Source organism: Aliiroseovarius sp. B-4, assembly GCF_056857795.1.
Genome location: NZ_JBSXNV010000041.1, coordinates 238,669 through 264,798, shown reverse-complemented (window position 1 = coordinate 264,798; position 26,130 = coordinate 238,669). Strand labels below are relative to the sequence as shown.

26 protein-coding genes and 1 tRNA gene are annotated in these 26,130 nt (G+C 60.7%); 14 read left to right on the top strand and 13 right to left on the bottom strand.

Going from position 1 to position 26,130, the window contains the following annotated elements:
* Positions 1-9: 9 nt before the first annotated feature.
* The 3 genes from AC13C8_RS16655 to AC13C8_RS16645 form a co-directional block, all read right to left on the bottom strand.
* A complete protein-coding gene (locus tag AC13C8_RS16655; protein WP_143064301.1) occupies positions 10-402 on the bottom strand; it encodes a hypothetical protein in 393 nt (130 codons plus the stop codon).
* A 180-nt stretch (positions 403-582) separates the two neighbouring features.
* Entirely contained in the window at positions 583-1,464 is an 882-nt protein-coding gene (locus AC13C8_RS16650) for a c-type cytochrome (RefSeq protein ID WP_091429480.1), read from the bottom strand.
* A gap of 24 nt (positions 1,465-1,488) precedes the next feature.
* The gene (locus AC13C8_RS16645; RefSeq protein ID WP_482848435.1) at positions 1,489-1,968 is read right to left on the bottom strand and encodes a c-type cytochrome; all 480 of its coding nucleotides are present in this window, start codon (positions 1,966-1,968) and stop codon (positions 1,489-1,491) included.
* Between the two features lie 104 nt (positions 1,969-2,072).
* Here AC13C8_RS16645 and AC13C8_RS16640 point away from each other — a divergent pair, with 104 nt between their 5' ends.
* Positions 2,073-2,930 (top strand): LysR family transcriptional regulator, encoded by an 858-nt coding sequence (locus tag AC13C8_RS16640; RefSeq protein WP_482848433.1) that lies wholly within the window; start codon positions 2,073-2,075, stop codon positions 2,928-2,930.
* Between the two features lie 244 nt (positions 2,931-3,174).
* Here AC13C8_RS16640 and AC13C8_RS16635 read toward each other — a convergent pair.
* The 6 genes from AC13C8_RS16635 to AC13C8_RS16610 form a co-directional block, all read right to left on the bottom strand.
* Positions 3,175-3,249, bottom strand: a tRNA-Glu gene (locus tag AC13C8_RS16635).
* Between the two features lie 91 nt (positions 3,250-3,340).
* Entirely contained in the window at positions 3,341-5,089 is a 1,749-nt protein-coding gene (gene recJ, locus AC13C8_RS16630; RefSeq protein WP_482848431.1) for a single-stranded-DNA-specific exonuclease RecJ, read from the bottom strand.
* Positions 5,090-5,148: 59 nt separating this feature from the next.
* Complete coding sequence (glpX, locus tag AC13C8_RS16625) at positions 5,149-6,120, bottom strand: class II fructose-bisphosphatase (protein WP_091429487.1); 972 nt, start codon at positions 6,118-6,120, stop codon at positions 5,149-5,151.
* A gap of 83 nt (positions 6,121-6,203) precedes the next feature.
* Complete coding sequence (locus AC13C8_RS16620; protein WP_482848640.1) at positions 6,204-6,857, bottom strand: hypothetical protein; 654 nt, start codon at positions 6,855-6,857, stop codon at positions 6,204-6,206.
* An 83-nt stretch (positions 6,858-6,940) separates the two neighbouring features.
* Positions 6,941-8,227 carry a homoserine dehydrogenase gene (locus AC13C8_RS16615; protein ID WP_091432158.1) on the bottom strand — a complete coding sequence of 429 codons (1,287 nt, stop codon included), beginning with the start codon at positions 8,225-8,227 and terminating at the stop codon, positions 6,941-6,943.
* Positions 8,228-8,358: 131 nt separating this feature from the next.
* Positions 8,359-8,643, bottom strand: coding sequence for a hypothetical protein (locus tag AC13C8_RS16610; protein WP_482848430.1), 285 nt, complete (start codon positions 8,641-8,643; stop codon positions 8,359-8,361).
* Positions 8,644-8,764: 121 nt separating this feature from the next.
* On the opposite strand from AC13C8_RS16610, the gene AC13C8_RS16605 reads away from it, so the two are divergent.
* The 5 genes from AC13C8_RS16605 (at position 8,765) to AC13C8_RS16585 (ending at position 14,651) form a co-directional block, all read left to right on the top strand.
* Positions 8,765-9,352 carry a TetR/AcrR family transcriptional regulator gene (locus AC13C8_RS16605; RefSeq protein WP_091429494.1) on the top strand — a complete coding sequence of 196 codons (588 nt, stop codon included), beginning with the start codon at positions 8,765-8,767 and terminating at the stop codon, positions 9,350-9,352.
* 50 nt (positions 9,353-9,402) lie between these two features.
* Positions 9,403-11,379 (top strand): DNA primase, encoded by a 1,977-nt coding sequence (gene dnaG / locus AC13C8_RS16600; RefSeq protein WP_482848428.1) that lies wholly within the window; start codon positions 9,403-9,405, stop codon positions 11,377-11,379.
* Between the two features lie 182 nt (positions 11,380-11,561).
* Entirely contained in the window at positions 11,562-13,556 is a 1,995-nt protein-coding gene (rpoD, locus tag AC13C8_RS16595) for an RNA polymerase sigma factor RpoD (protein ID WP_091429498.1), read from the top strand.
* A gap of 324 nt (positions 13,557-13,880) precedes the next feature.
* Positions 13,881-14,072: a hypothetical protein gene (locus AC13C8_RS16590; RefSeq protein ID WP_143064302.1), complete on the top strand. Its 192-nt coding sequence runs from the start codon at positions 13,881-13,883 to the stop codon at positions 14,070-14,072.
* A 159-nt stretch (positions 14,073-14,231) separates the two neighbouring features.
* Positions 14,232-14,651, top strand: coding sequence for a secondary thiamine-phosphate synthase enzyme YjbQ (locus AC13C8_RS16585; RefSeq protein ID WP_482848425.1), 420 nt, complete (start codon positions 14,232-14,234; stop codon positions 14,649-14,651).
* 7 nt (positions 14,652-14,658) lie between these two features.
* Here the strand turns inward: AC13C8_RS16585 and AC13C8_RS16580 are convergent, their stop codons facing one another.
* Positions 14,659-14,862 carry a dodecin family protein gene (locus tag AC13C8_RS16580; RefSeq protein WP_091429503.1) on the bottom strand — a complete coding sequence of 68 codons (204 nt, stop codon included), beginning with the start codon at positions 14,860-14,862 and terminating at the stop codon, positions 14,659-14,661.
* A 219-nt stretch (positions 14,863-15,081) separates the two neighbouring features.
* On the opposite strand from AC13C8_RS16580, the gene nrdR reads away from it, so the two are divergent.
* Both nrdR and ribD read left to right on the top strand, forming a co-directional pair.
* Positions 15,082-15,552 carry a transcriptional regulator NrdR gene (gene nrdR / locus AC13C8_RS16575; protein ID WP_091429505.1) on the top strand — a complete coding sequence of 157 codons (471 nt, stop codon included), beginning with the start codon at positions 15,082-15,084 and terminating at the stop codon, positions 15,550-15,552.
* 20 nt (positions 15,553-15,572) lie between these two features.
* Positions 15,573-16,649 (top strand): bifunctional diaminohydroxyphosphoribosylaminopyrimidine deaminase/5-amino-6-(5-phosphoribosylamino)uracil reductase RibD, encoded by a 1,077-nt coding sequence (ribD, locus tag AC13C8_RS16570; RefSeq protein WP_482848639.1) that lies wholly within the window; start codon positions 15,573-15,575, stop codon positions 16,647-16,649.
* On the opposite strand, the gene AC13C8_RS16565 is transcribed toward ribD, so the two are convergent.
* The 3 genes from AC13C8_RS16565 to AC13C8_RS16555 all read right to left on the bottom strand — a co-directional run bounded on the left by AC13C8_RS16565 (position 16,634) and on the right by AC13C8_RS16555 (position 21,236).
* Positions 16,634-18,694 carry a capsular polysaccharide biosynthesis protein gene (locus AC13C8_RS16565; RefSeq protein WP_482848423.1) on the bottom strand — a complete coding sequence of 687 codons (2,061 nt, stop codon included), beginning with the start codon at positions 18,692-18,694 and terminating at the stop codon, positions 16,634-16,636. The two genes, ribD and AC13C8_RS16565, sit on opposite strands and share 16 nt — an antisense overlap.
* A 13-nt stretch (positions 18,695-18,707) precedes the next feature.
* The gene (locus AC13C8_RS16560; protein ID WP_091429507.1) at positions 18,708-19,856 is read right to left on the bottom strand and encodes a polysaccharide biosynthesis/export family protein; all 1,149 of its coding nucleotides are present in this window, start codon (positions 19,854-19,856) and stop codon (positions 18,708-18,710) included.
* Between the two features lie 93 nt (positions 19,857-19,949).
* Positions 19,950-21,236, bottom strand: a complete 1,287-nt coding sequence (locus AC13C8_RS16555; protein WP_482848420.1) for a capsule biosynthesis protein — start codon at positions 21,234-21,236, stop codon at positions 19,950-19,952.
* A 236-nt stretch (positions 21,237-21,472) separates the two neighbouring features.
* Here AC13C8_RS16555 and AC13C8_RS16550 point away from each other — a divergent pair, with 236 nt between their 5' ends.
* The 6 genes from AC13C8_RS16550 (at position 21,473) to nusB (ending at position 26,050) form a co-directional block, all read left to right on the top strand.
* A complete protein-coding gene (locus AC13C8_RS16550) occupies positions 21,473-22,060 on the top strand; it encodes a riboflavin synthase (protein ID WP_482848418.1) in 588 nt (195 codons plus the stop codon).
* A gap of 88 nt (positions 22,061-22,148) precedes the next feature.
* The gene (locus tag AC13C8_RS16545) at positions 22,149-23,114 is read left to right on the top strand and encodes an MBL fold metallo-hydrolase (RefSeq protein ID WP_482848417.1); all 966 of its coding nucleotides are present in this window, start codon (positions 22,149-22,151) and stop codon (positions 23,112-23,114) included.
* A gap of 64 nt (positions 23,115-23,178) precedes the next feature.
* Entirely contained in the window at positions 23,179-23,817 is a 639-nt protein-coding gene (locus tag AC13C8_RS16540) for an NYN domain-containing protein (protein WP_482848415.1), read from the top strand.
* Positions 23,818-23,897: 80 nt separating this feature from the next.
* Positions 23,898-25,031: a 3,4-dihydroxy-2-butanone-4-phosphate synthase gene (gene ribB, locus AC13C8_RS16535; RefSeq protein ID WP_091429516.1), complete on the top strand. Its 1,134-nt coding sequence runs from the start codon at positions 23,898-23,900 to the stop codon at positions 25,029-25,031.
* Positions 25,032-25,034: 3 nt separating this feature from the next.
* Positions 25,035-25,586 (top strand): 6,7-dimethyl-8-ribityllumazine synthase, encoded by a 552-nt coding sequence (locus tag AC13C8_RS16530; RefSeq protein ID WP_482848413.1) that lies wholly within the window; start codon positions 25,035-25,037, stop codon positions 25,584-25,586.
* On the top strand, positions 25,583-26,050 hold the full coding sequence (gene nusB / locus AC13C8_RS16525; RefSeq protein ID WP_091429519.1) for a transcription antitermination factor NusB: 468 nt from the start codon (positions 25,583-25,585) through the stop codon (positions 26,048-26,050). The genes AC13C8_RS16530 and nusB overlap by 4 nt, the downstream gene beginning before the upstream one ends.
* Positions 26,051-26,130: the final 80 nt, after the last annotated feature.

Genomic DNA, 26,130 nt, shown 5'->3' with positions numbered 1-26,130 from the left:
AGCGTGTCTTCACACACGGCATTCCGCGTGTTCGGCCAGATCGCCCGGGTCGTCACAGCCTGATCCGCCCGGAATGCGAGGCCGATCGCGCCCGCTGGAACCATCATCCTGACGATCATTCCGGCGGTCGTCCCTGCGGTCATCCCTGCGATCATCGCGACGGTCGTCATCGCGACGGTCGTCATCACGATCCTTATCTCGGTCGTGATCACCTCCGCGACCCCGTCCGCGCCCGCGCCGGGCAGTTTCGTAGGTGCCGTCGCCTTCGATGGCGATCGGACCGGTTTCTACGGTTGTGGTCGCGAAACCATTCCCGTCGCTGACCGAGGCGAAGGATGTGCCTGGGGATATCAGGCCCGCGCCGACGATGAACATGCTGGCAAAAAGGGTGTTGGTCTTCATGGTGCTCTCCATTGTTTGCGTCTGTGAGAGCAGTTTGTCAGGCGGTGCTTCGCACTGGTATTGACGAACGGCGCATAGATTTGCAGCAGAGGTCTGACCAGATTTCAGACCAATGTCTGATTGGTGCATAGCGGGGTCGGGGATATTGTCGCCGGGCAGGTGGCCCAGACGGAAAGACGTTCAGTTGCTGTCCACCAGAAGCAGGTAGGCCGCGATGGCTGAAAGGTCGCTATCGGGCAGTTGGCTGGTGTTTGCAATCACGTCCACCATTTCGCCCCCGGCTGAATCGTATTCCGGGGTCAGGCCGGTTTTCAGATAGGCCACGATGTCGGCAGCGCTCCACCCGAGCGATGGCGCGCGCAGATCGGGCGTGCGCCCCTTCTTGCCGGGGATTGCAGCCCCAGCCAACCATTGATCGGTCTTCATTCCGCCGAAGATGTTCCTTGGGGTATGGCATTCACCACAATGTCCCATCGCCTCGACAAGTAATCGGCCTCGCGCCTCTTGCTCGGTCAGGTTCCGGGTGATGACCCAATCCGGGTCGGTAAAAAGCAATTTCCAGCCACCAAGACTGGCGCGGATGTTGAACGGAAAACCGACCTCATGCGCACGGCTGGGCGTCTGATCTGGCTCAAGAGTCCGTAAATATGCAACCAGATCAACCACATCGGACATGTTGCCGCGCATATACGACCCATAGGGAAAGACTGGAAAATAGTGCTGATTGTCGGGCGACGTGCCCCTGAGCACCGCAGTGGCAATCTGCTCGTCCGTCCATCCGCCGATGCCATGTTCCGGATCGGAAGAGATGTTGGGCGCATAGAAAGTACCGAAATCGGTCAAAAACGCTTTGCCACCCGGAAGGCGCGATTGATCGTCGGAGTCCGGTGCCATGTGGCAGCTTGCACAGCCCATGGCCGCATAGACCAGCTTTCCTCGATCCAGGTCAGCTTCGAACCCCGCCAGCGCGTCAGCGGGCAAACGTTGCGGACGCGTGATCATCAGCCCAATGGCGGCGACCACGCATCCGACAATGAATATTATCAGAATGATGCGTTTCATATGACGGTCATAAGACCTGTTCGTTTAGCTGTCGGGCTGACGGAAGGCCTTGTGACACGCGCCGCAGGCCCCGCCCAGGGCACCCATTGCGGCCTTCAGGGCGTCAAGATCGGTGGCCGCCGCTGTTTGCATTGCTGTCGCGGCTTTCACCAGATCGCCTGCCTTGGTGCCAACATCGCTGCCTTCGGCCCAAATCGCTGGCAGGGCGCGGGTTTTTTCCATGCTTTCATTGTCCGTGCCGGGCAGCCAATAGCCTGACTGCGGCAGTTGGGCCAGAGTTGCGATCGTGTCCGCCGCCGCTGTGGCCGACGCCGCATCATAAGGGATTTCATCTTTCGCCATAGCACCAAGTGTACCCAGATTGAAGGAATAGAGCGTCATGTGAGCCTGGCGCGCTTTGACCGCGGCTTCCTTCTGCGCATCGCTTATGTGGTTATCTGCATAGGCAATGGCACCGATGGCCACTCCGGCAACCGCAAGGCTTGCAATCAATGATTTCCGCATGTCTGAGCTCCTTCATCTGGTAAATTGCGAATGGACTTGCGGAAAGGATAGCTGTTCGGAAATATGGTAACAGTTAGTATTTTTGCGCTGTAGGGTATTAAAAAATGCACAACGAAAATTGGGATGATCTGCGCTATGTGCTCGCGGTTGCGGAAACCGGGTCGGTGTTGCAGGCGGCGAAGCGGTTGGGTGTCAACCACGCGACCGTGCTGCGGCATCTCGCAGCGTTTGAAGACCGCCATGGCCTTCCGGTGTTCGAGCGGACGCCGAACGGATATCGTGTTCTGGCTGATCGCGAGCATATTATCCGTGCCGCACAGACGGCCGCTGCGGCGATAAACGAAGTCGCGCGTTTGGCCGGGGGCGGGGAACGCGGCGCGATGAAAGGAACGGTCAGGATCACCTCGACCGATACGCTGTGCGCGCTGGTCTTGCCGCGCATCACCCGCGCGATCAACTCCGACAGTCAGGACTTGAACATGACACTGCTGAGCAGCAACACCCATCTCGACCTGATCCGGGAGGAAGCACATATCATTGTGCGGCCGTCGCTGACGATCGCGGATGATCTGGTCGGGGTGGCGGCCTGCGAAATCGGCTTTGCCGCCTATGCCACGGACAACACCAACGGCGAATGGTTGGGCTTGTCGGGACCGCTGACCCGGTCCGTTGTGGGCGCTTGGATGGCTGAAAACATAGGCCCTGAGCACCTGACCACGGCATCAGACAGCTTTCTGACACTTGCAGCCTTGGCCGCGATGGGGGCGGGGGTTGCAATGTTGCCTTGTTTTGTCGGCGATCTGCATCGCGACCTTGTCCGCCAGAAGTCCAAGGCACCCCATCTGCGCTCGCCGCTTTGGGTGGCGCGCCATGTCGACACCATCCAGACCGCGCCGATGCGAGAGGTCGAGGGCCAACTGAGCGACCGTTTGGCCCGCCAGCGCGATAGCTTGCTGGGCTAGGCTGTACTCTATCTGCTCGGGCGTGTTTGCAAACGCAACATGCGATGAACATTGAGGATTTCGTGTGCTGTCCTGTGCTTTGCGGCCTGGATGAACGATGTCATGCTGGCCTCGGTGCCTGAGAGCATCCGGATCATCCGGCAGCAAGACGGATGGACCGACGTCACATCCCGATGTCATCAATCAAGATGAGCGTGTATGTCCAATCATCAGAAACAAATGAACAATACCTGTAGGAAAGAAGTGGCAGCCCGTAGGGGAATCGAACCCCTCTTTCCAGGTTGAAAACCTGGCGTCCTAACCGATAGACGAACGGGCCACTCTGTCAGTGAGGGGGTTCTAAGAGAAAGGTTGGGGCCGTGCAAGAGGGTTTTTCAGCTTTTTTGAAAAAACTGGAAGGCCCATGAAAATCAGGCTTTTGCGGCATCTTCCAGGCGCAATTGGGGGCTGGAGCGGCCTTGCCATTGGTTGATCTCCAGCCGCCCTGCAAGATGAAATCGCTGGCCCCCGTGTTGCTCCAGCATTGGGCCGAGGGGGCTATCGAATGCACCGAATGCGATGGCATCAAGACGGGTGCCCATCCCGTCTCCAAAGCTGATTTTCAGGTGGTTCTGACCGACCCGTTTGGCAAACAGGATCTGCACATCTGGAAACGCGAAGCGCGGGGCGGGGGCTGAGGCACCGAACGGCCCGGCTTCCTCAAGTTTCTCGATCAGATCGACGGTTGCACCGGATGGCATCAAAAGCCCGTCGATTATCAGGTCAGCCGCACCAAGCTCACCGGCACCCTGCTTGGCAAGCAGGCTGGACAGCCGCTCCATCGCCGGGTGCAACTGATCGCGGGTCAGGCTCAGCCCTGCTGCCATTTTGTGACCCCCGCCCTTGGAGATCAGGCCGTCGGAAGCCAGCCGCTGAATGGCGGCCCCAAGATCAATGCCGCTGACGGACCGACCCGACCCCTTGCCGTCGTCACCATCGAAGCCGATCACAACTGCGGGGCGGTTGGTGGATTCTTTCAGGCGGCTGGCGACGATGCCGACGACGCCGGGGTGCCAACCGTCGGCGGCAGCCCAGACCAGCGGGGTGTCCAGCCCGCGATCTTCGGCCTGCGCCATGGCCGCATCCTGCACGCGGGCTTCAATCTCGCGCCGTTCAGCGTTGAGTTCGTTCAGCTTTTCTGCGATCGACCGGGCTTCGTTTATATCCGTGGTCGACAGAAGTCGCGCACCAAGGTCAGCCTTGCCGATGCGCCCGCCGGCGTTCACGCGCGGCCCCATCAGATACCCCAGATGATAGGCGCGAGGGGCTTCGTTCAGGCCCGCCACATCAGCCAGTGCCACCATGCCGGGTCGCGCCCGGCGGGCCATGATCTTCAACCCTTGCCGCACAAAGGCGCGGTTGGCATCGGTCAGAGGGGCGACATCGGCAACTGTTCCCAGCGCGACAAGATCCAGCATCGAAATCAGATCGGGTCCGTCGCGTCCGGCTTCACGTAAGCAACGACCCAGTTCGACCAGAAGCAGGAAGACAACGCCAGCGGCACAGAGATATCCGGGGGCACTGGCCTCGTCCTGTCGGTTTGGATTCACCACGGCATTGGCGTCGGGCAGGGTTTCACCGCCCAAGTGGTGATCCAGCACAACCACATCGGCACCGGTCGCGCGGGCGGCGGCTATAGGCTCGAAACTCAGCGTGCCGCAATCGACGCAGATGATCAGGTGGTGTTCCCGCGCCAAATCCTGCATCGCGGGCACGTTGGGACCATAACCTTCGTCGATCCGGTCGGGGATATACAGCGTTACACCGCGACCGAAGAAGCGAAACCAGTCGGTCAACAGGGCTGCCGAGGTCGCACCATCGACATCGTAATCGGCAAAGATCGCGACCCGCTCGTTCTGATCCAGTGCGTGCAAAACACGTGTGGCGGCGGCTTCCATATCTTTCAGCTTGCGCGGATCGGGCAGCAGATCCCGCAGGGTGGGGTCCAGAAACCCCGCCGTTTCCTCGGGTGCAACACCGCGTCGCGCCAGCACTGTGCACAATGGGCCGGGCAGGCCGGAATGTTGTTCAAGCGTCTCGGCCTGTCGGCTCACCTCGGTCGAGGGGCCAATCCAGTGGCGACCGGTGATTGAACTGTCCACCCCCAGAAAACTGCCCATATGCACCCCTGATCCTTGCACGGCTCCGTCTCAATATGCGCCTCCGCGCGTTCCTGACCCTAGCTCGCTGTGACCGGGTTGCGATAGATCATGCGGCGCACCGAACCGGTTTTCGACCGCATCAGAATGGTTTCGGTGGTCAGAAAGCCGGGTTCGCGCTTGATCCCCGACACGATCGAACCATCGGTGACGCCTGTCGCCGCGAAAATCACATCCGCCGTGACCATTTCGTCGCGGGTATAGATGCGGTCCAGATCCGTGATGCCGGCTTTGGCTGCGCGGCCCCGTTCGTCATCATTGCGGAACGTCAACTGGCCCCACATCTGCCCTCCCATGCATTTCAGGGCCGAGGCCGCCAGCACACCTTCGGGTGCGCCACCGCTGCCCATGTACATGTCAATGCCGGTGATATCGGCTTCGGCGCAGTGGATGACACCGGCCACGTCGCCATCGGTGATCAGCCGGATCGCAGCGCCGGTCGAACGGATGCTTTCGATCATGTCCTCATGGCGGGGGCGTTCCAGCACACAGACAGTAATATCGGCCATATCGCAGCCTCGCGCCTTGGCCAGTGCCTTGACGCGGTCGGCAGGTGACATATCCATGCTGACCACATCTTTCGGATAGCCCGGCCCGATGGCCAGCTTTTCCATGTAGACATCCGGGGCGTGCAAAAGCGTCCCGCGCGGCGCCATGGCGATCACGGTCAGGGCATTGGGCATATCCTTCGCGGTCAATGTGGTGCCTTCCAGTGGGTCAAGCGCGATGTCCACGGCGGGGCCATCGCCGGTGCCGACCTCTTCGCCGATATAAAGCATCGGTGCTTCATCCCGTTCGCCTTCGCCAATCACCACGGTGCCGTGGATGTCCAAAAGATTCAGCTGATCGCGCATCGCGTTGACGGCAGCCTGGTCTGCGGCTTTCTCGTCCCCACGTCCGACAAGATTTGCGCTGGCCATGGCGGCCGCCTCTGATACACGGGCCAGACCGAGCGAGAGCATGCGGTCCAGAAAAACGACTTTATCGGCCATGGGGTAATCCTTACTTTCAATGTTTGACCACGGGTTTAGTGCCGACACGGGGCAGGGGCAAGGGACTTGCGCGGTTTCACCACTTACCCCGGCCTTGCGACGGGGCTGCGAATGAGGCCCTGGAACAGCAGCGCGATCATCGTACCGTTCAGGATGTGCCAGATGAAAAGTGTGCCCAGCGGCCAGATTTCGCACAGGTGCATGTCCAGCGTGCGCAGGGTCAGTGATACCAAGAACGCGCCAGCGGCGGCCACGACCCATGGCGCAATCGGGTGGCCCTTGCGGCGGCTAAGCGCGGCGAAGGCCAGCAGGGCAAGAACTGCGGGCAGATATTGCTCGGACCCGTTCAGGATCGGATATGCCGGGGCGGATGAACCATCCGCATCCAGCGCCGCAGCGGGCGAATTACTGGTCTGGCTGCCGCTGCCATCGCCACCAAAGGCAAACAAAATGGCGACAAGGCCCACGGCGACGGTCAGCCCGATTCCGATACGACCGGGTCGGGCGCCGCCGATCCGGTGGATGGCGACCAGCATGAACAGCGCGACAAGGGTCCAGATCGGGATCATATCAGCCAAGCTGGACCATGCATTGGCGAAGGTATGAAACAGGAAGCTGCCCAGCCCGACCAAAGCTGCCAACGCAATCAGAAACATGGTGGTGGCGTCGGTGCGACCGCGCTTTCGGGCTTCGACCCAGCCCCAGCCAGCGGCGACGAAAAAGGTCAGGTTCGACAGGGCGTTCTAGGGTTCGGACCAGAACTCCGGCCCGGTGCGTTCGCAATAGATGTCGACGGCGGCGAACCGGTCCATTGAGGTGCCTAGACCTTTTCGATGCGAATGGCGACCGGTTCGCCTTCGACCACGTTGGTCTTGGCCAGCCCAACCAACGCCGTGTCCAGCGCGTCGCGGGTGCATTTATGGGTCACGATCAGCACAGGGGCCAGTTTCTGGTCATGGCTGATCTGGCGCATCCGGTCGATCGAGATCCCCGCATCGCCCAAAACCGCCGCCACCTTCGCCAGCGCGCCGGGTTTGTCCAGCAGCACCATACGCAGATAGAACGGAGCAGGTTTCATCGCTTTCACACCCGTCACCGGGCGCAGCGTGTTCGCGGGTTGCCCGAAGGTCGGGATGCGCAAACCACGCGCAATGTCCATCACGTCACCCATCACCGCGCTTGCCGTCGGGCCTTCGCCCGCACCGGGGCCGCGCAGCACCACTTGTTCAATTGCGTCGCCCTCGACCACGACCATATTGGTGCCGCCTTCCAACTGCCCCAGCGGAGAGCTGTCGGGCACTAGGCATGGTGTCATGCGTTGTTCCAGCCCGCGACCTGTCATCTGCGCCACGCCCAGAAGCTTGATGCGATAGCCCATTTCGGCGGCGTGTTCGATGTCTTCCAACTGGATGCGCTGGATGCCCTCAAGTTCGACCGCGTCGAAATTGACTTGTGTGCCGAATGCGATCGAGGACAGGATTGCCAGCTTGTGGCCCGCATCAATGCCACCCACATCAAGGTTCGGGTCGGCCTCAAGATAGCCCAACTCGGCGCATTCCTCGAACAAGGCATTATAGCCACGCCCGGTGGCTTGCATCTGGGTCAGGATGTAGTTGCAGGTGCCGTTCATGACGCCCATGACGCGGCTGATCTCGTTGCCTGCCAGCCCCTCGGTCAGGGCCTTGATGATCGGGATGCCCCCTGCGACAGAGGCTTCATAACGCAGACGCACGCCCGCAGCTTCAGCGGCCAGAGCCAGTTCCTGCCCGTGATGGGCCAAAAGTGCCTTGTTGGCGGTTACAATGTCTTTGCCTGCGGAAATCGCTGCTTTGCAAGCGTCCTTGGCGGGGCCTTCGTGACCGCCCATCAATTCAACGAATACGTCAATATCATCGCGCTTTGCCAGTGCGACCGGGTCGTCTTCCCACGCGTAATCCGACAGATCGACGCCGCGATCCTTGTCGCGCGACCGGGCTGAAACAGCGGTGATCGCAATTGGTCGCCCGGCACGATCTTCCAGCAAAGCGGCCTGACGGCGAATGATCTTGATCACACCAATGCCGACGGTGCCAAGACCTGCAATCCCAAGACGCAGGGGGGGGCGCAGGGGGCTGTTGTCACTCATGTCGCTCTCCGTCGGCTGTAAAATTGTTCAGCGACGTGTAGCCAATGGCCGTCCGTGGTGCAATCCACCGGTGCGTGGTTGATGGAAATTTCTGAGACAGCCGGATCGGCCTGTCAGGGGGTCAACGCATCCTGCATCTGATCTTCGGTCTCGTCATCGACCACAGACGTGCCGCGCAGCGCGTCTGCGCGCGCGCGCAGATCGGCGGCACGGGCAGCCAGTTCGTCAATCCCTTCATCCCCCGGCTGCGTTTCGACCTGCGCCTGAATTTCGCTGACCGGCACGATTTTGGGGAACGGTGCGTTGGCGGCAGCATCGGCCGGAAAATCGGGGGCCGCGGCACAAGCGACCAATCCGCTGGGCAGAAGTGCTGCAAGGATGATCTGGCGCAGGGGCATCGGCGTCTCCTGTTACATGCCCGAAGGGCTGGGGCGACCTTAGCTATGTGACCCCGGTGCCGCAAGATGGTGCGGGATGGATTGGGATTGATTTGAACGATCGTTCAGTTATCAAGGGGCCATGGCAAGAAAAACCGGATCACACAGTGAAATCACCGGCCCGAAGGTGCGCGAGGCAGCCCTTTCCCTGTTCGCGCAACATGGGTTCGCCGCCGTCTCAATGCGCCAGATCGCAGCTGAGGTCGGTGTGCAGGCGGGCGCTCTCTACCTTTACACCAAGGACAAGCAAAGCCTGCTCTACGATCTGATGCAGGCCCATATGGACGAGCTTCTGGCGGCGTGGCGCGACGAGCCGAAGGGAAACGACGCGTTGTCGCGGTTGGAGGCTTTTGCGCGGTTTCACATCCGGTTCCATCTTGAACGCCCCGACGCGGTGTTCATCGCTTATATGGAACTGCGCAACCTGTCGGATGAAAACTTTGCCAATGTCGAAACCCTGCGCCGACGTTATGAAAGCGAGCTTGAGGCGATCTTGCGAGCAGGCCAAGCCGAGGGGGTGATCACAGCCCCGGATGTGCGCCTGACCACGATGGCGCTGATTGCCATGCTGACTGGCGTGAACACGTGGTATCGCGAAGGCGGGCGGCTGTCGCGTGACGCAGTTGCTGATATTTATTGGGACATGGTGCGCGGTGCCGTCGGGGCGTGAAACGTCAACGACCACTGGACTCTGACGCCCGTCATGCCGATATATAGTCCATGTCACTGCCACCCGGTTTCCTTGATGAATTACGCAATCGCCTGAGCCTGTCACAGGTTGTCGGGCGCAAGGTCATGTGGGACCAGCGCAAATCCAATCAGGCCAAGGGTGACATGTGGGCGCCATGCCCGTTTCATCAGGAAAAAACCGCGTCTTTTCATGTGGATGACCGCAAGGGCTATTACTACTGCTTCGGCTGCCATCAAAAGGGCGACGCGATCTCTTTCGTGCGCGAGACCGAGAATGTCGGCTTCATGGAAGCGGTTGAAATACTGGCGGGCGAGGCCGGGATGCAGATGCCCGCTCGCGACCCCAAAGCGAAGGAAAAGGCGGATCGGCGCACGCAACTGGTCGAGGTGATGGAAATGGCCGTGGGTCATTTCCGGTTGATGCTGAAAACCGGCGCGGGGACGGCAGCGCGCGAATATCTGGCCCGGCGCAGGCTGAGTGACGCAGCGGTGGACCGCTGGGAAATCGGTTTTGCCCCAGATGCCTGGCAGGGCTTGTGGGATCACCTGAAAGGAAAGGGCGTTGCCGATGACCTGATCCTTGGGGCGGGGCTGGCCAAGCCCAGCACCAAGGGGGGCCAACCCTATGACACGTTCCGAAATCGCATCCTGTTTCCGATCCGTGACGCGCGCGGGCGGGCGATTGCCTTTGGCGGTCGCGCGATGGACCCTGACGAAAGCGCGAAATACCTGAACTCTCCCGAAACGGAGCTATTTGACAAGGGGCGCAGCCTTTACAACCACGGCCCGGCACGCGAGGCGGCGGGCAGGGGGCAATCCCTGGTCGTGGCCGAGGGGTATATGGACGTGATCGCCCTGTCCGAGGCCGGGTTTGGTGCGACCGTTGCCCCGCTTGGCACCGCGATCACCGAAGACCAACTGCGCCTTCTGTGGCGCATCGCACCGGAACCGATCATCGCGCTGGACGGTGACAAGGCCGGGCTGGCGGCGGCGATGCGGGTCATCGACAACGCGCTGCCCCTGTTGGAAGCCGGGCAAAGCCTGCGCTTTGCGATCATGCCGGAAGGCAAGGACCCGGATGATGTGCTGAAAGAAAGCGGGCCCGCGGCCATGCAGGCCCTGATCGACGCGGCGATCCCGATGGTGGACCTGCTGTGGCGGCGCGAGACCGAGGGCAAGGTGTTTGACAGCCCGGAACGCCGCGCCGCGCTGGACAAGGATCTGCGCGCAGCGATAGCGCGCATCAAGGACCCGTCGATCCGGTCGCATTATGGGCAGGCGATCAAGGACAAACGATGGGATCTGTTCCGGTCGCGCCCCAAAGGTCAGGGCGCACAAGGGGCAACGCGGGTGCCATGGAAGCCGGGCAAGGGCCGGGGCTGGGCACCTGTTCCACCGGTTTTGCACTCAACCAAGTCATCGTTGTTGGCAACCGCCGACGATCAGGCGCAAGAGGTGCTGCGCGAAGCGGTTATTCTGGCGATCCTCATCCGCAGGCCCGACATGCTGGAACATGTCGAAAGCCGGATGGAGCGTTTGGACATGATAGGACCTGATCATGGTGCATTGCAGCGCGTGTTGTTGCGCCACGCCCATGAAGGGGCGGAAGTGCTGGAACGCATCATTATTGAACGAATTGGGGCGGTTGCCCTTGAAAAGCTCTTTGCGCTCAACCATGTGCGGATCACCCCCGCCATGCGCCACCCCGAGGATGATGAGATCGTCGAGGCAAGCCTGAACGAAGAAATCATGAAGCTTGAGGCGGCGCGCGGGCTTAGGCGCGAGATCGCGGATGCTGCTCAGGATATGGACACATTGCCGGATGAAGGTATGACATGGCGTTTGGGGCAGGCTGCCGAGGCGCGTAACAAGGCGCAGCGCAGCCAGTCTGAGGACAAAGCCACCTATGAGGTCGCCGATAACGGGACGCTCATGAACCGCGATGAACGCGATGCGCTGGACAAGCTGTTGGCGCAGATCTCCCCCGACAAAAAGAAGGGGAAATAGCAACAGTGCCGTGATCTCTGGTCTTTTGCGGATGATCAGGCGAAGAATACGCGATACATGGGTTGGCGAATCACCGATTCGAGGTGATGATTCGGCCAACCCGAATCACCGACGTGGTGGGACATCAACTAGGGCGAGCGCCTGACGTCCCATATCCGCCAAGCCAAGTGCAAGGAGGGCCCATGGCCGCCAAGGACACCGCCAACGACCGCAAGGACGACGATCAGGACGACGAACCCATGGGTGACGTCAGCCAAAAAGCGGTCAAGAAGATGATCGCCGAGGCACGGGAAAAAGGCTATATCACCTACGATCAGCTTAATCAGGTGTTGCCCCCCGACCAGGTGAGTTCCGAACAAATAGAAGACGTGATGTCGATGTTGTCCGAAATGGGCATCAACATCATTGAAGACGAAGAGGCGGAAGAGGAAGAGAAGGGCTCGACCGAACTGGTGACGCAGGCGGGGGCCCGCGAGGTCACTGTTGCCACCGCCGAATCCGAAAAGCTGGACCGTACCGACGATCCCGTCCGCATGTATCTGCGCGAAATGGGGTCGGTCGAACTCCTCAGCCGCGAGGGCGAGATTGCGATCGCCAAGCGGATCGAAGCTGGTCGCAACACGATGATCGCCGGGCTGTGCGAAAGCCCACTGACCTTTCAGGCCATCACCATCTGGCGCGACGAGCTTCTGAGCGAAGATATTCTGCTGCGCGATGTCATCGACCTTGATGCCACTTTCGGCAATGCAATGGACGAGGATGAAGAATCCGAAAGCGTGACCGCCGCCGCCGGTGTCGATGGTGCAGCCGCATCTGGCGAAAAGAAAAGCACCGATCCGGAACTTGATGCGGATGGCAACCCGATTGCCACGGATGATGATGACGACGACGAGGACGAAGCCGCCAACATGTCGCTTGCCGCAATGGAGGCAGCGCTGAAGCCGCGCGTTCTGGAAACGCTTGAACTGATTGCCCGCGATTATAACAAGTTGTCGGAAATGCAGGATCTGCGGATGTCCGCGACCCTGAACGAAGACGACAGTTTCTCGAAGAAGGCCGAGGGCGCCTATCAGAAACTGCGGTCCGAGATCGTGCTGCTGGTAAATGAACTGCACTTGCACAACAACCGGATCGAGGCACTGGTCGATCAGCTCTACGGCATCAACCGCCGCATCATGTCGATTGACTCGGCGATGGTGAAACTGGCTGACCAAGCCCGCATCAATCGCCGCGAATTCATTGACGCCTATCGCGGGCGTGAACTGGACCCGACCTGGCTGGAAGATATGGCGGCCCAATCGGGGCGCGCATGGCAGGGCTTTATCGAACGCTCTTCGGACAAGGTCGAGCAGCTTCGCGCAGACATGGCCCAGGTGGGTCAGTATGTCGGCGTCGACATCCCTGAATTCCGCCGCATCGTCCAGCAGGTTCAGAAAGGCGAGAAGGAAGCGCGTCAGGCCAAGAAGGAAATGGTCGAAGCCAATCTGCGTCTGGTCATCTCGATTGCCAAAAAATACACCAACCGCGGTTTGCAATTCCTTGATCTTATTCAGGAAGGTAACATCGGCCTGATGAAGGCGGTGGACAAGTTCGAATACCGTCGCGGCTATAAGTTCTCGACCTATGCGACATGGTGGATCCGTCAGGCGATCACCCGTTCGATCGCCGATCAGGCCCGCACCATCCGTATTCCGGTGCATATGATCGAAACGATCAACAAGCTGGTGCGGACCGGTCGCCAGATGCTGCACGAGATTGGCCGCGAACCGACCCCGGAAGAACTTGCCGAAAAGCTGCAAATGCCGCTTGAGAAGGTTCGCAAGGTGATGAAGATTGCCAAGGAACCGATCAGCCTTGAAACCCCGATCGGGGACGAGGAAGACAGCCAGCTTGGTGACTTCATCGAGGATAAGAATGCCGTGCTGCCGCTGGACAGCGCCATTCAGGAAAACCTCAAGGAAACCACCACGCGGGTTCTGGCGTCGCTCACCCCGCGTGAAGAACGTGTGCTGCGGATGCGCTTTGGTATCGGTATGAACACTGACCACACGCTGGAAGAAGTGGGGCAACAGTTCTCGGTCACACGCGAACGGATCCGGCAGATCGAGGCGAAGGCGCTGCGCAAGCTGAAGCACCCGAGTCGATCGCGCAAACTGCGGTCGTTCCTGGATCAGTGAGACATGACGCATGTCCATCAAGGTGGACGTGCGTCACATTTTTGCCCCAATTCGACCAAGAAATCCGCTGTTCTGAACGGCAAACGAATCTCGGTCAGTTAAAGAGCTCTTCGCGCTATTGCGCGCGACGCGCCTATTTAATCGCGAAACGCTTCTGTTTCACTCTCCAATGAAATGAATATCGACGTGGAAACAAACTGTTTTCACTGTTTTTCAGGCGCTAAGAATCGGTTTCCTTTGAAATGGGGCGGAAATGTGGCGATAATGTGAGCATATTGGACGATCGCTTTGTTTGAGACGAAACTTTTTATATTGGGGATTATGATGCGTAAGATGGTGGGCGCGCAGACATACGCCACGGGCCTGAAAGGGCCAATCACAAACTTTCAGGAAGAATTGGCTCAGCGCGATGGCCGACCGGATGTCAGGTCCGGGCGGCTCAGGGCGCTGATGAGGTTGGAAACCCGGCGGCAGGATGGGCATATTGCACGACGTCCCGCCCTGATCCCGCTCTAGGGTTTCCCTGTGTTTTCCGGCATTCCGAGGCAAACCACTCACGCGAACAAAGGCGGAGAGGGTGCCGGCCCTGCTGACCTGAATTTGATTGCCTCGGGTGCCGGAAAAACGAACGAAGGGGCCTTGCGCGGATCGCTTGGGTGACATTCTATCACCGCCATGGGACATGGTTTTACGATCCAAACGCAAGGCCCCGGCCTTTATGAATTCACCACGGATGTTGTGCGTTGGCTGGCGGGCAAGACCATGGACGATGGCCTGCTGACGCTGTACGTGCGCCATACATCCTGCTCGCTTCTGATACAGGAAAACGCCGATCCCGAAGTGCAAACCGACTTGCAAAACTTCCTGCATCGTCTGGTGCCGCCGACGACGGACCCCAGTATGTCTTATCTGACCCACACCTATGAAGGCCCGGACGACATGCCCGCCCATATCAAGGCGGCCCTGCTGCCCGTCAGCCTGTCAATCCCAGTGCAGTCCGGGCGGTTGGTGCTGGGAACGTGGCAGGGGATTTACCTGTTTGAACACAGAAATGCGCCGCACACGCGTCACGTGGCGGCGCATCTTGGCCCATAGATGGGGCTTAGTCGTCCAGCACGAACGTCACCATCAGGTTGACCTGATAATGGGCGACCTTGCCGTTTTCGACCTTCACCGATTGTTCTTTCACCCATGCACTGACGACATTACGCAATGTGTCCGAGGCACGTTTTACCCCTTGTTCCACAGCATCGTCGAAACTTTTGGGTGAGGTGGCGGAAATTTCTGTCACGCGTGCGATGGTCATGTGTCTTCTCCCTTTTGGTTGATTGGCTGGCACAGTGTTCAAGTTTAGCCATGCGGTGCAGGGGAAGGGAAAGCAATCTTTCCCCGTGACAGCGGTAAATCGCGCATGTTGGGGCGCGTATTTCCCACTACACAAGACCTAGAGGCTGCCCTATAGTGCCTGTGGATAACTGGGCAAAAGACCCAAATACCGAGGTGAGATGAGAGAAGAGGAAGGCCGATGCGCTGCCCGTTTTGCGGAAATATAGATACCCAGGTGAAAGACAGTCGCCCGGCCGAAGATCACGTCGCCATTCGCAGGCGGCGCTTCTGTCCGGCCTGTGGGGGCCGGTTCACCACTTATGAACGCGTGCAGTTGCGCGACCTTGTCGTGGTGAAATCCAACGGGCGGCGCGAGGATTTCGATCGCGAGAAACTTGAGCGTTCAATCCGCATCTCGATGCAAAAGCGCCCGGTGGAGCCTGAACGGATTGACCAGATGATCTCGGGCATCGTGCGACGGTTGGAAAGCATGGGCGAGACAGACATCCCGTCCAAGACAATCGGCGAGATCGTGATGGAAAGCCTGGCCCGGATCGACACGGTAGCCTACGTGCGTTTTGCCAGTGTTTACAAAAATTTCCAGGCCGCCGATGACTTCGATAAATTTGTCAGCGAGCTTCGACCGGACGTCGCGCCGGAAGACGAGTGACCCAATCTGACACGCGCTATATGCGCTTGGCCCTGTCGCTTGGGCGACGGGGTCTTGGGCGTAGTGCGCCGAACCCCGCTGTGGGCTGCGTGATCGTGCAGGGCGCACGGATCGTGGGCCGTGGTTGGACGCAACCGGGCGGGCGGCCACATGCCGAAACGATCGCGCTGGCGCAAGCCGGGGCGGCGGTGCGCGGGGCGACGGCCTATGTGACGCTGGAACCCTGCGCCCATCACGGACAGACGCCGCCCTGTGCAGCCGCGCTGATCGAAGCGGGCATTGCACGGGTGGTGGTCGCATTGGGCGATCCCGACCCGCGTGTGGACGGGGGTGGGTTAGCCATGTTGCACGCCGCCGGGGTCAAGGTTGAAACCGGCCTTTGCGCGGATGAGGCGCGCGCTGATCTGGACGGGTTCCTGTGCCGTGTCACGCTAGGCCGCCCGATGGTCACGCTGAAGCTGGCCAGTTCGTTCGACGGGCGGATTGCGACGGCCTCGGGTGACAGCCAGTGGATCACCGGCGCCGAGGCGCGCCGCCATGTTCACGCCATGCGCGCGACCCATGACGCGGTGATGATCGGGGCGGGCACGGCGCGGGCGGATGATCCGTTGCTGACCGTGCGGGGGCTGGGCGTTGACCACCAACCGATCCGCGTTGTCTTGTCCCGCCATCTGGACCTGCCGTTGGACAGTCAGTTGGCCCGAACCGCGCGCGATCTTCCAGTCTGGATTTGCCATGGCCGACGCGCCGCGCCCGAGCTTGTGTCCGCCTGGTCGGGCATTGGAGCCGAGATGGTCGAGGTGGATGAGACGCAGGGCGCGCTTGATCCCGGTGCCGTGTTGCAAGCCCTTGGTGCGCGCGGTCTGACCCGTGTTTATTGTGAGGGCGGCGGCAGTCTGGCCGCCTCGCTTCTGTCGGCTGGGCTGGTGGACGAGCTTGTGGGCTACACCGCCGGGGTCGCGATCGGGGCCGAGGGGCGGCCGTCGCTTGCGGCTATGGGGCTGGGGCGACTGACCGAGGCGCCGCGTTTCGTTCTGACTGAGACCCGCGTCATCGGCAGCGACATTCTGCACCGCTGGCGTCAGCGCCACAGATAGGCGTAGCTGGCGAACAATCCCTGCAATTTAGACAATATCCGCGTGGCCGGGGTGATTTTGGGCGGCGTGCCGCCGGCAAGACGCTCTACCACCACTTCAACCGGGCAAGCGGTGCCCGTCACGGGGTCGTGGTAGCGCGGGTAGCCGATCAGCACGGCATGGGTCAGCGCGATCAGGTCAGGCCGCGCGGTGCGGCGCGGGGGAATGTCACCCAGATCGTGCGTCAGCCCCCATCCTGCATAGAAAGCTGCGCCAAGGCAGGTGACGTTGCGACCGCGCAACAATGCCTCGAACCCGAGGGTGGAGGTCATCGTCCAGACCTCGTCCACAGCGTTGATCAACCCGATGGGGTCGGCGTTATCGGCCACCAGATCGGCAAGGGTGCGGGCTTGATCGGGCGGGATCGCGCCTGCGCGCAGCCCGGCTTCCACATCGGGGTGGGGTTTGTAGATGATGACCGCGTCGGGGTTCTGTGCCCGCGCGGCTTGCAACAGGGCAAGGTTGGTGCCGATGGCATCCGTCCCCAGTCGGATAGAGGCATCATCCTCCACCTGCCCCGGCACAAGGATACGGTGCCCGCCCGGCAGGTCTGAAAGCCCATCTGGCAGCGGGCGATCAAGGTTGTATTTTCCCACTCCCGTGTGCGTAATCCGCGCGATCAGCCGCTCGGCACGTTCGCGGGCGTGATCGGGCAGGGTGGTCGACGCGGCGATCAGACGCTCCAACCGGCTTTCCCGTGTAGGGTCGTAGTAAATGCCCAGATCGTCGCGCACCAAGGACAGCGGCGGCACGAGTTCCGCCCCCAACCCGCGTGAACGCAGAAACCCATCCTCGACCCGCAGAAGTGGTGCGCGGGTTTGGTGGGCAGACTGTTCCTTACCGGCCCAGACCATCAGCGGGCGCTCGACTTCAGATGCTCCCTTGGCTGCACGAGCGGCATTGTCGTCGAATATCATCGCCGGACCGTCGGCGAAAAACTGGGCCAGCGGGCGGCGCTTCCACAAGCGCATTCCACTGGCGACATAGCCGCGGTGATCCTCGCGCCACGCGCGTGCGCGGGCTTCCAACGTGTCCAGCACAGTCTCGATCTCGCACAGTTGGTCGCGGTATGGATCGTACCATATGGGATAGAGGAGCATCGCGCCCATAAAGAGCTGCGTCCGGGTCAGCTTACGCCTCCGCCGGTCCATCGGGCGGTCGTCCACGGTCAGTCCCCAGCCCGCATAGAAGGGCTGCCCGAACACATTGGGTTTGTGCCCCGCCAGGATCGCCTCGAACCCCAACCCGGAACTGACGGTATAGACCGCCTGCGCGCCGTCCAGCAGAGACCACGGACTGACGGGGTCCGAGATCAGGCGCACCTGCTCGTTCTCATCCTCGGGCCCGTAATGGCCGTCGCGATGGCCCGCCATGGTCTCGGGATGCGTCTTGATCAGGATGCGTGCATCCGGGTGGTTCAGGCGCGCGGCGACCAACATTTCGCGGAAGGTGTTTTCCGACGCACCCGCTTGGCCAATCGAGGCATCGTTGCGCGTCTGGTCGATCACCAGCACATAAGGCGCATCCGGCACGGGCAGGGCAGGATCGAAGGCGTTGTATTTTGAAAGATGCGCTTGCCGCATCCGATCCATCGCATCGCGCGCACGGCGCAGGGTGTCACTGTTGTCCAAGGGATCTGTTGCCAGGATATGTTCCAGCCGCGAAGGCTGCGCACTGTCGAAATGTACCCCCATATCGTCGATCAACAGGCCAAGTGCGGGCTCACCCGAACGGCCCGGCAGGATCGAACGCAGAAAAGCGTCCTCGACCCGGATGACGGGGGCGTCGCGACGGTTGGCGATCGCTTCGCCCCGGCCCGAGGTTGGGCTTTTCCCCCACGTGCCGACATAGTCGCCGTCTTTCGGAACACCGATCCGAACATCCCACCCCGCCAGTGCCAGAATGCGGCGGATGCGCGGCTGGGTCAGGAACCCACCATTGTATACATAAAGCCGCCGGGGAAGGGGAACCTCGGCGGCTTTATGGGGGTCAGATGATCGGGCCATCATGCCCTCTGGATCAAGTGCCCGATCCGGACAGGGACTGGTTCAGCGACGAGATCGACCCAGCCGTTGCCAGCGATCCGGTCAGGGCCGACAGAAGCTTCGTCCATTGAACGTAGGGGGCTTCGGTCACATAGATCGTATCACCGTCACGAATGGTAAAGTCACGGGCTTTGAACATGCCATTGGGTTCGGTCAGGTTCAGAACATAGACCATGCGCTGAGTGCCACGCAGATCCGACCGGCCCAACACGGTGTTGGCGATGTCGGCGGTTTCATCACGCAGGACGAAAATGCCCTTTGGATCGGCAGAGGAGCCGGACAAACCACCGACCTGAGCCAAGGCTTCCATCGCCGACAGATTTTGCGTTTCGAACCGGACACGGCTTTGCCCACCAGTGGCCCCAATGGCCGTATATGACCGGCTGTCTTCTTCGACCAGAATGCGGTCGCCACCGCGCAGGGCGATGTTCGTCTCGGGGTGGTCAAACAGGTCCTGGAACCAAACTTCACCGGTTTGACTGCCGCGATTGACCTTGATCTTGGCGATCTCGGGCGAAATCGCGATGCCGCCCGCGCGTGCGAGCATGGCGTTGAGCGTCCGGGTGGGCCGCTCTATGGGATAGACACCTTGGCCGCTGACCGCCCCGGTGATCGTAACAGTGGACCCGTCTCCGGCCAGTCGACGCACCAGAACTTGCGGGTCTGGGGTTTGTTCTGCAAGTTTTGCCGTGATGATCCGGCGGATCGCTTCGGGTGAATTGCCCGACGCCTTGATGCGCCCGGCATAGGGGATAAAGATGAATCCGGATCCGTCCACCTGCACCTCTTCCAGTGCCGCCGGCGCGCCAGCGGTGGTCAGAATGCCGGTGTCCACGTTTTCCCAGATCGAAATGCCCAGCGTATCGCCTGGCTGGATTGTATCCGACCCGACCAGTGGTGCGTTGGAAAAGGCTTTGCTGAACCCCAGGGACGGCGTGACCGCCGTGGCCCGGTTTACCTGATCATTGACCAGCACGACGATGGCGTCGTTTATCGGCGAGTTTGAATCGGCAAGCAGCTCTGACTTGGTTGGCCCGCTTCGCGGCAGACCACAGGCGCCAACGGACAGAACCAACGCACAAAGGGCCGCAGCGCGGACCCATTTCTTTCCGGTGATGGACACTGCTCGTGCTCCTTCTGGGCAAAAAGCCGGTATGGTTTTGGCGTGAACCTAGTCGGACGCGCGGATTTTATCCAGCTTTTCGACCCTGTTGGGCTAATTTACAAGGCGCAACTGTTGCCGAGGTGCCGCTGTCCCCCGTTCAAGAGCCTGATAGGGGTCATCGGCGGCCAGCATCATATCGACCACCTGTCGCAAAAGCTGCCGTCGCCCTCGCGCGGCGTAAAAGCCGCCTGTGACCTGGCTAGTTTCCAGCAGATAGTGGCGATAGTCGCGATAGGCGCGGCTGTCCGGGCGGGTCGGTCGGGTGAAGAAATCCTCGACCAATTGGGCCGAGGTAAACTCTGGTTTGTCAAATACTGCCGTGCCGAACACTTTCAGCGGCAGGCCGCGCCACAAGACTTGCTGCGCGGCGGTTGAGTTCACCGTCACCGCCGAGCGCGCGTGGTCAAGCAGCTTGGCCAGCTTGCCACCGCGAACGTAGTGCACCCGGTCAGCCACGCCATACATTTCTGCCAATCGGCGGATTTCGCGGCGTTGTGGCACCCGTCCATCTTCCAGCGGATGGGCTTTGAAGACAAGATGGTGATGACCCGCCGCACCGGTGGAAAATCCCTTGACAACGACTTCAAGAAACTCGGTCATCGTGTTGAAAGGACTGTGGTTTTGAAAGCTCGAATCATGCTCGAGCTGAAGCAGCGCCAGATGGTAGGGAAAGCCGCCATACTTGATCCGCAAGGTGGCCGCGATGCGGTCGGCGGCAAGGAACGGCATCAGCAGCAGTCGCTTCAGATACAGGTTCAACTCGTGCCCGACGCCAAGCGCCCGGTGGGGGCGGAAGTGTCGGTATCGGCGGTTCGCAAACATCACGAACCAATGATACAGCGCGCCGTAGAAGACATGGTGGCGCATGTCGCCCCAATGGGCCGGCGCTTCGGGGATATCAAGCTCGGTATTGGCCAGCGTGTCGCGCATTTGTTCCACGCTTGTCTGCATCAGCCGTGAATTGCCGTTCGAGCCGTCACGCTCATACGTCACCCAATAGGGGCGCAGGTATCCTTCCTCGAACACATGAACACGCAGCCCGCGCGCCCTGGCGATCTTGACCGCTTGAGCGTGAATCGGGCGGGTGTCGCCGTAAAGCACGATATCGGTGATGGCGTGGTCGCTCAGCAGATCGTCGAACCGATCCGGCCAGTTTTCCTGCGGATCGGTGAAGGGAACAAAGCTCGCGCGGTCACGCCAAAAGACTTGATCCCCCATGTTGAACCCCACGCGCCAGACCTTGGCACCCGCCGCCCGCAGCATCCGCCCCAATTGCCAGAAGAACGGGCCGTGTGGGCCTTGCAGGAACAGGAAGTGTCGTTCATGGCCGGTGTTCATCGTCTGCCTGTCTTTCCCTTGCGGTCATCGTGCTGGAGCTGTGTTCCAAACCCAACCCTTTCTGCCCCGATCCGTTCAGTATGGAAAGGGGAACCTTTCCGGCCTGTTAACCGCGGCATCGGGCGAAAATATGGCTAAGCAGTGGGGCACCGGACTGACACTCGACCTGTGGCATCTTGGCAAGTCCTCCGAGGCGCGCTAGGGCTGAGGCACCACATGACCGGAAGGGAGAGATCATGTTCACCGGGATCATCACCGATATCGGCCGCATTGAAGCGCTGGAACACGCGGGCGATATGCGTGCCAGGATCAAGACCGGCTATGACACCAGCAGCATCGACATCGGTGCGTCGATTGCGTCGGACGGTGTCTGCCTGACAGTCGTGACGCTGGGGGATGACTGGTATGACGTTGATATCTCGGCAGAAACAATGTCGAAAACCAATCTTGGCGCGTGGATTATCGGCCACGAGGTGAACCTTGAGCGTGCGTTGAAGGTCGGCGACGAGCTGGGCGGGCATATCGTGTCGGGTCACGTTGATGGCGTGGCCGAGATCATCGCGATGACGGATGAGGGCGACAGCACCCGCGTGCAGTTTCGCGTCCCGTCCGATCTGGCGCGGTTCATTGCGCCCAAGGGCTCGGTTGCGCTGAACGGCACATCGCTGACGGTAAACGAGGTGGACGGCGATGTATTTGGCGTGAACCTGATTTCGCACACCAAGGATGTGACCAATTGGGGGCAGGCCAACGTCGGTGATCGGGTCAATTTGGAAATCGACACGCTGGCGCGCTATGTCGCGCGACTGGCGGAATACGGGTGATTGCCGCGCGCGGATGTCGTGTTGTCTTTGACATATTCGGAAGCGGGCATATGATCGGCTGAACGCCTGACCCAAGACGGAGCCGTCCATGACCCTGATCTGCCCGACCCGCCGTGACCTTCTGCGCCTGGCCGCCGTTGCCCCCGCCTTCGCCATGCCCACCACCGCGCGCGCCATGCTGGGCGCGCCGAGTGCGGGCAACCCGGCGCAGTTCAGCTTCACGTTGGGCGATGCGCGATTGACCGTGGTATCCGACGGCTATTTCTCGTTGCCCGGCAGCGGGCTTGCGATCAACGCGCCCGAGGATGAAAAGATTGCGTTTCTAAAAGATCACTATCTTGATCCCGAGCGTGGTTATTCCCACACCAACCACCTTTATGTCGAAATAGGCGAGGCGCGGGTGCTGGTCGATGTCGGCTCCGGCACCCGTTGGTTCGACACGACCGGACGGTTGATGGGTAACTTGGACGCTGCCGGGATCGACCCGATGGGAATCACCCATGTGGTGATCACGCATGCGCACCCTGACCATATCTGGGGCATTCGCGACGACTTCGACGAACCAATTATCCCCGACGCGGAATACATCATGGGCGAGGCCGAACGCGCCTATTGGCTGCAAGACGGTCTGGTCGATCAGGTCAGCGCCGAACGCCAGCAATTCGTGGTGGGTGCCGTCAACTCGATCAACGCGGAAGGTGTGGAATGGACGCTGGCAGGCGACGGGACCGAGGTCGTGCCGGGCGTGCGACTGCTCGACAGCCCCGGCCACACGCCGGGCCATCTGTCGGTCATGATCGACAGTGGCGGACAACAACTGATCGCCACCGGCGACGCGCTGACCCACGCCTATACCAATTTCGCCCATCCCGAGTGGTTCAACGAAACAGATACTGATGGCGATATGACGGTGACGAGCCGCCGCAGGATCCTCGATATGGCGGCGTCTGACCGGATCGCTGTTCTGGGCTATCACTTCCCGTTCCCCGGCGTGGGCCATGTGCGCCGCGTGGGCGAGGCGTTCCAGTTCGTCCCGGCACTTTGGCAGTTCTGACCCTAACGGTTGATCTGTGCGCAGCAATGCTTAGCTTTTTCGGTAACGCTCGAAAGGATTGCTGATGTATAATAACGGTTTAGGGTCGCCAGAGGATGACGCCAGGGTTGCGCTGCTGATCGACGGAGAAAATATTTCCAGTGCCTTGGCAGGAAAGATCATCATCGAAGCGGGCAAATTTGGCGAGCTTCTGGTCAAGCGTGTCTATGGCAATGCCGCGCGCATTCGCGGTTGGGACGAAGCACCGGGGATCAAGCTGGTGCATACCGGGCTGGGCAAGAACGCCGCCGACATCGCGCTGGCGCTGGACGCCGCCGAGTTGAGCTTCGAGGCAAAGGTCCGCACTGTTGTGCTGGGCAGCTCGGATGGCGATTTCTCACACCTTGCGACGTTCCTGCGCGAACGTGGCCATATGGTCGCCGGGATGGGCGAAGCGAAAGCGCCGGTCAATTATCGCAAATCCTGCTCCAGCTGGTTGACGTTGGACACAAACCCAAAAGACATGGATCAGAAGATCCTGGCCGAGATGCGAAAGCAGAAAGGCGGGTTGTTGATTGGCCGGGTCAGCCCGACGCTGCGCGCGGCGCTGGGCGTCACCCTGTCCGATCTGGAAGAAAAGACATGGCGGAAATACTTCGAAAAACGTCCCGGCACGTTCAAGATCACCGGCGAGGCGCAGCAGACCCGTATTACGGCGCGTTAGCACCGTCGTGTGCCGCCTTTTGTCTGGCAAAGGTTGCTGGCCTGCGTTAGTCACAGGCGCGAACCTGAAGGGAACGCGCCATGTCCGATCGCAGCACATATGAAACGCCCGGCCCGGTCGAGGCCAGCTTGTCCGACGCCATCTCGTCCGCCGAGGAGATCATCGAAGATGCGCGTGCTGGCCGGATGTATATTCTTGTCGATCACGAAGATCGCGAGAACGAAGGCGATTTCGTCATTCCCGCCGATGCCTGTGACGCCGAGGCGATCAATTTCATGGCCACTTACGGGCGCGGGCTGATCTGCCTGCCGATGGAGGCCGCGCGGATCGAGGCGCTGGGCCTGCCGATGATGTCGATGCACAACTCCTCGCGTCATGAAACCGCGTTCACCACCTCGATCGAGGCGCGCGAAGGCGTCAGCACAGGCATCTCTGCCGCTGACCGCGCCCTGACCGTGTCGGTTGCCATAGACCCTGAGAATGGGCCTGCCGAAATCGCGACCCCCGGTCACGTCTTCCCCCTGCGCGCCCGCAATGGTGGCGTGTTGGTGCGGGCGGGCCATACCGAAGCGGCGGTGGATATCTCGCGCCTTGCCGGGCGCACGCCTGCCGGTGTGATCTGCGAGATCATGAACGAAGACGGCACCATGGCACGGCTGCCGGAACTGGTCGGGATCGCGCGTAAACACGGGTTGAAGATCGGCACCATTTCGGACCTGATCGCCTATCGCCGCCGTCACGACAATCTGGTGCGCGAAACCTCGCGCGAAGTTGTGACCTCGCAATATGGTGGCGAATGGGAGATGCGGATTTTCACCGATCTGACCCATGAAATCGAACATGTCGTGCTGATCAAGGGCGACATCACCACACCTGAGCCGGTTCTGGTGCGCACCCATGCTCTGCAAGAGGCGCAGGACGTGCTGGGCCTTGGCCCGCGCCCCGCTGATGAGTTGCCCCGCGCCATGCAAATCATTGCGGACGAGGGCAGGGGCGTGGTCTGCCTGTTCCGCGAACCGCGCAAAACGTTGCATGCCAATGACGATGATGACGGCCCGCGCACGGTGCGCCAGATCGGTCTTGGCTCGCAAATTCTGTCCGCATTGGGCTTGCATGATATGGTGCTTTTGACTGACAGCCCCGGCACCCGCTATGTGGGTCTGGACGCCTATGGGCTGACCATCACCGGCACCCGCCCCATTCAGAAGGATTGAACCATGGCCAAAGCCGAACTGCATTATGTGCTCGACCGTCCGAAATTTGACAAGCCGGTGAAGCTGCTGATCGTTGTCGCGCCTTACTACAAGGACATCGCCAATGAACTGGTCGCCGGGGCCAAGGCCGAGATTGAAGCCGCAGGCGGCACATGGGATCTGGTTGAAGTGCCCGGCGCACTGGAAGTGCCCACCGCGATTGCCATAGCGGACCGCCTGTCGAATTTCGATGGCTATGTGGCGCTGGGATGCGTGATCCGGGGCGAAACCACTCATTACGAAACTGTCTGCAACGACAGCTCGCGCGCGATCCAGATGATGGGGCTGCAAGGGCTGTGCATCGGCAATGGCATCCTGACCGTTGAAAACCGCAAGCAGGCCGAAGTGCGTGCCGATACGAAAGATCAAAATAAAGGGGGCGGGGCGGCGGCTGCGGCCTTGCATCTGGTCGCGCTTTCGCGCAAATGGGCCGGCGCAAGCAAAGGTGTCGGGTTCAAGTCGATCTCGGACTCGATCAAACTTGCAGGTGAGACGAAGGATACCCCAACCGCATGACGCTTTCCGGCAACCAGAAACGCCAGATGAAATCCGCCGCCCGGCTTTACGCCGTGCAGGCGCTGTTTCAGATGGAAGCCGCGGGCCAGACCGCCGACCGCGTGATGGTCGAGTTCGAAAACCATCGCTTCGGGGAAGAATTCGACGATTACGCGATGGCTGAAGGCGACAGCCCTCTGTTTCGCAAGCTGGTCGAGGATGCAGTGAACCATCAGGCCAGGATTGACCAGATGACCGACCGCGCGCTGGTCGCCAAATGGCCCATCGGACGCATTGATCCAACCCTGCGTGCACTGTTTCGCGCCGCAGGTGCCGAACTGACCCAAGGTGAGGCGCCGCCCAAGGTGGTAATCACCGAGTTCGTGGACATCGCCAAGGCGTTTTTCCCGCAAAGCGATGAAGGCAAATTCGCCAACGCCGTGCTGGATCACATGGCCCGCGAGGTGAATCCAGAGGCGTTTTGACGCCAAAGGCGACGCGTTCTGAGCACCCTCCCGCCGAGCAATTCCCTGCGACGGCTTGCCCCTTTAATTTCCGTGCATTT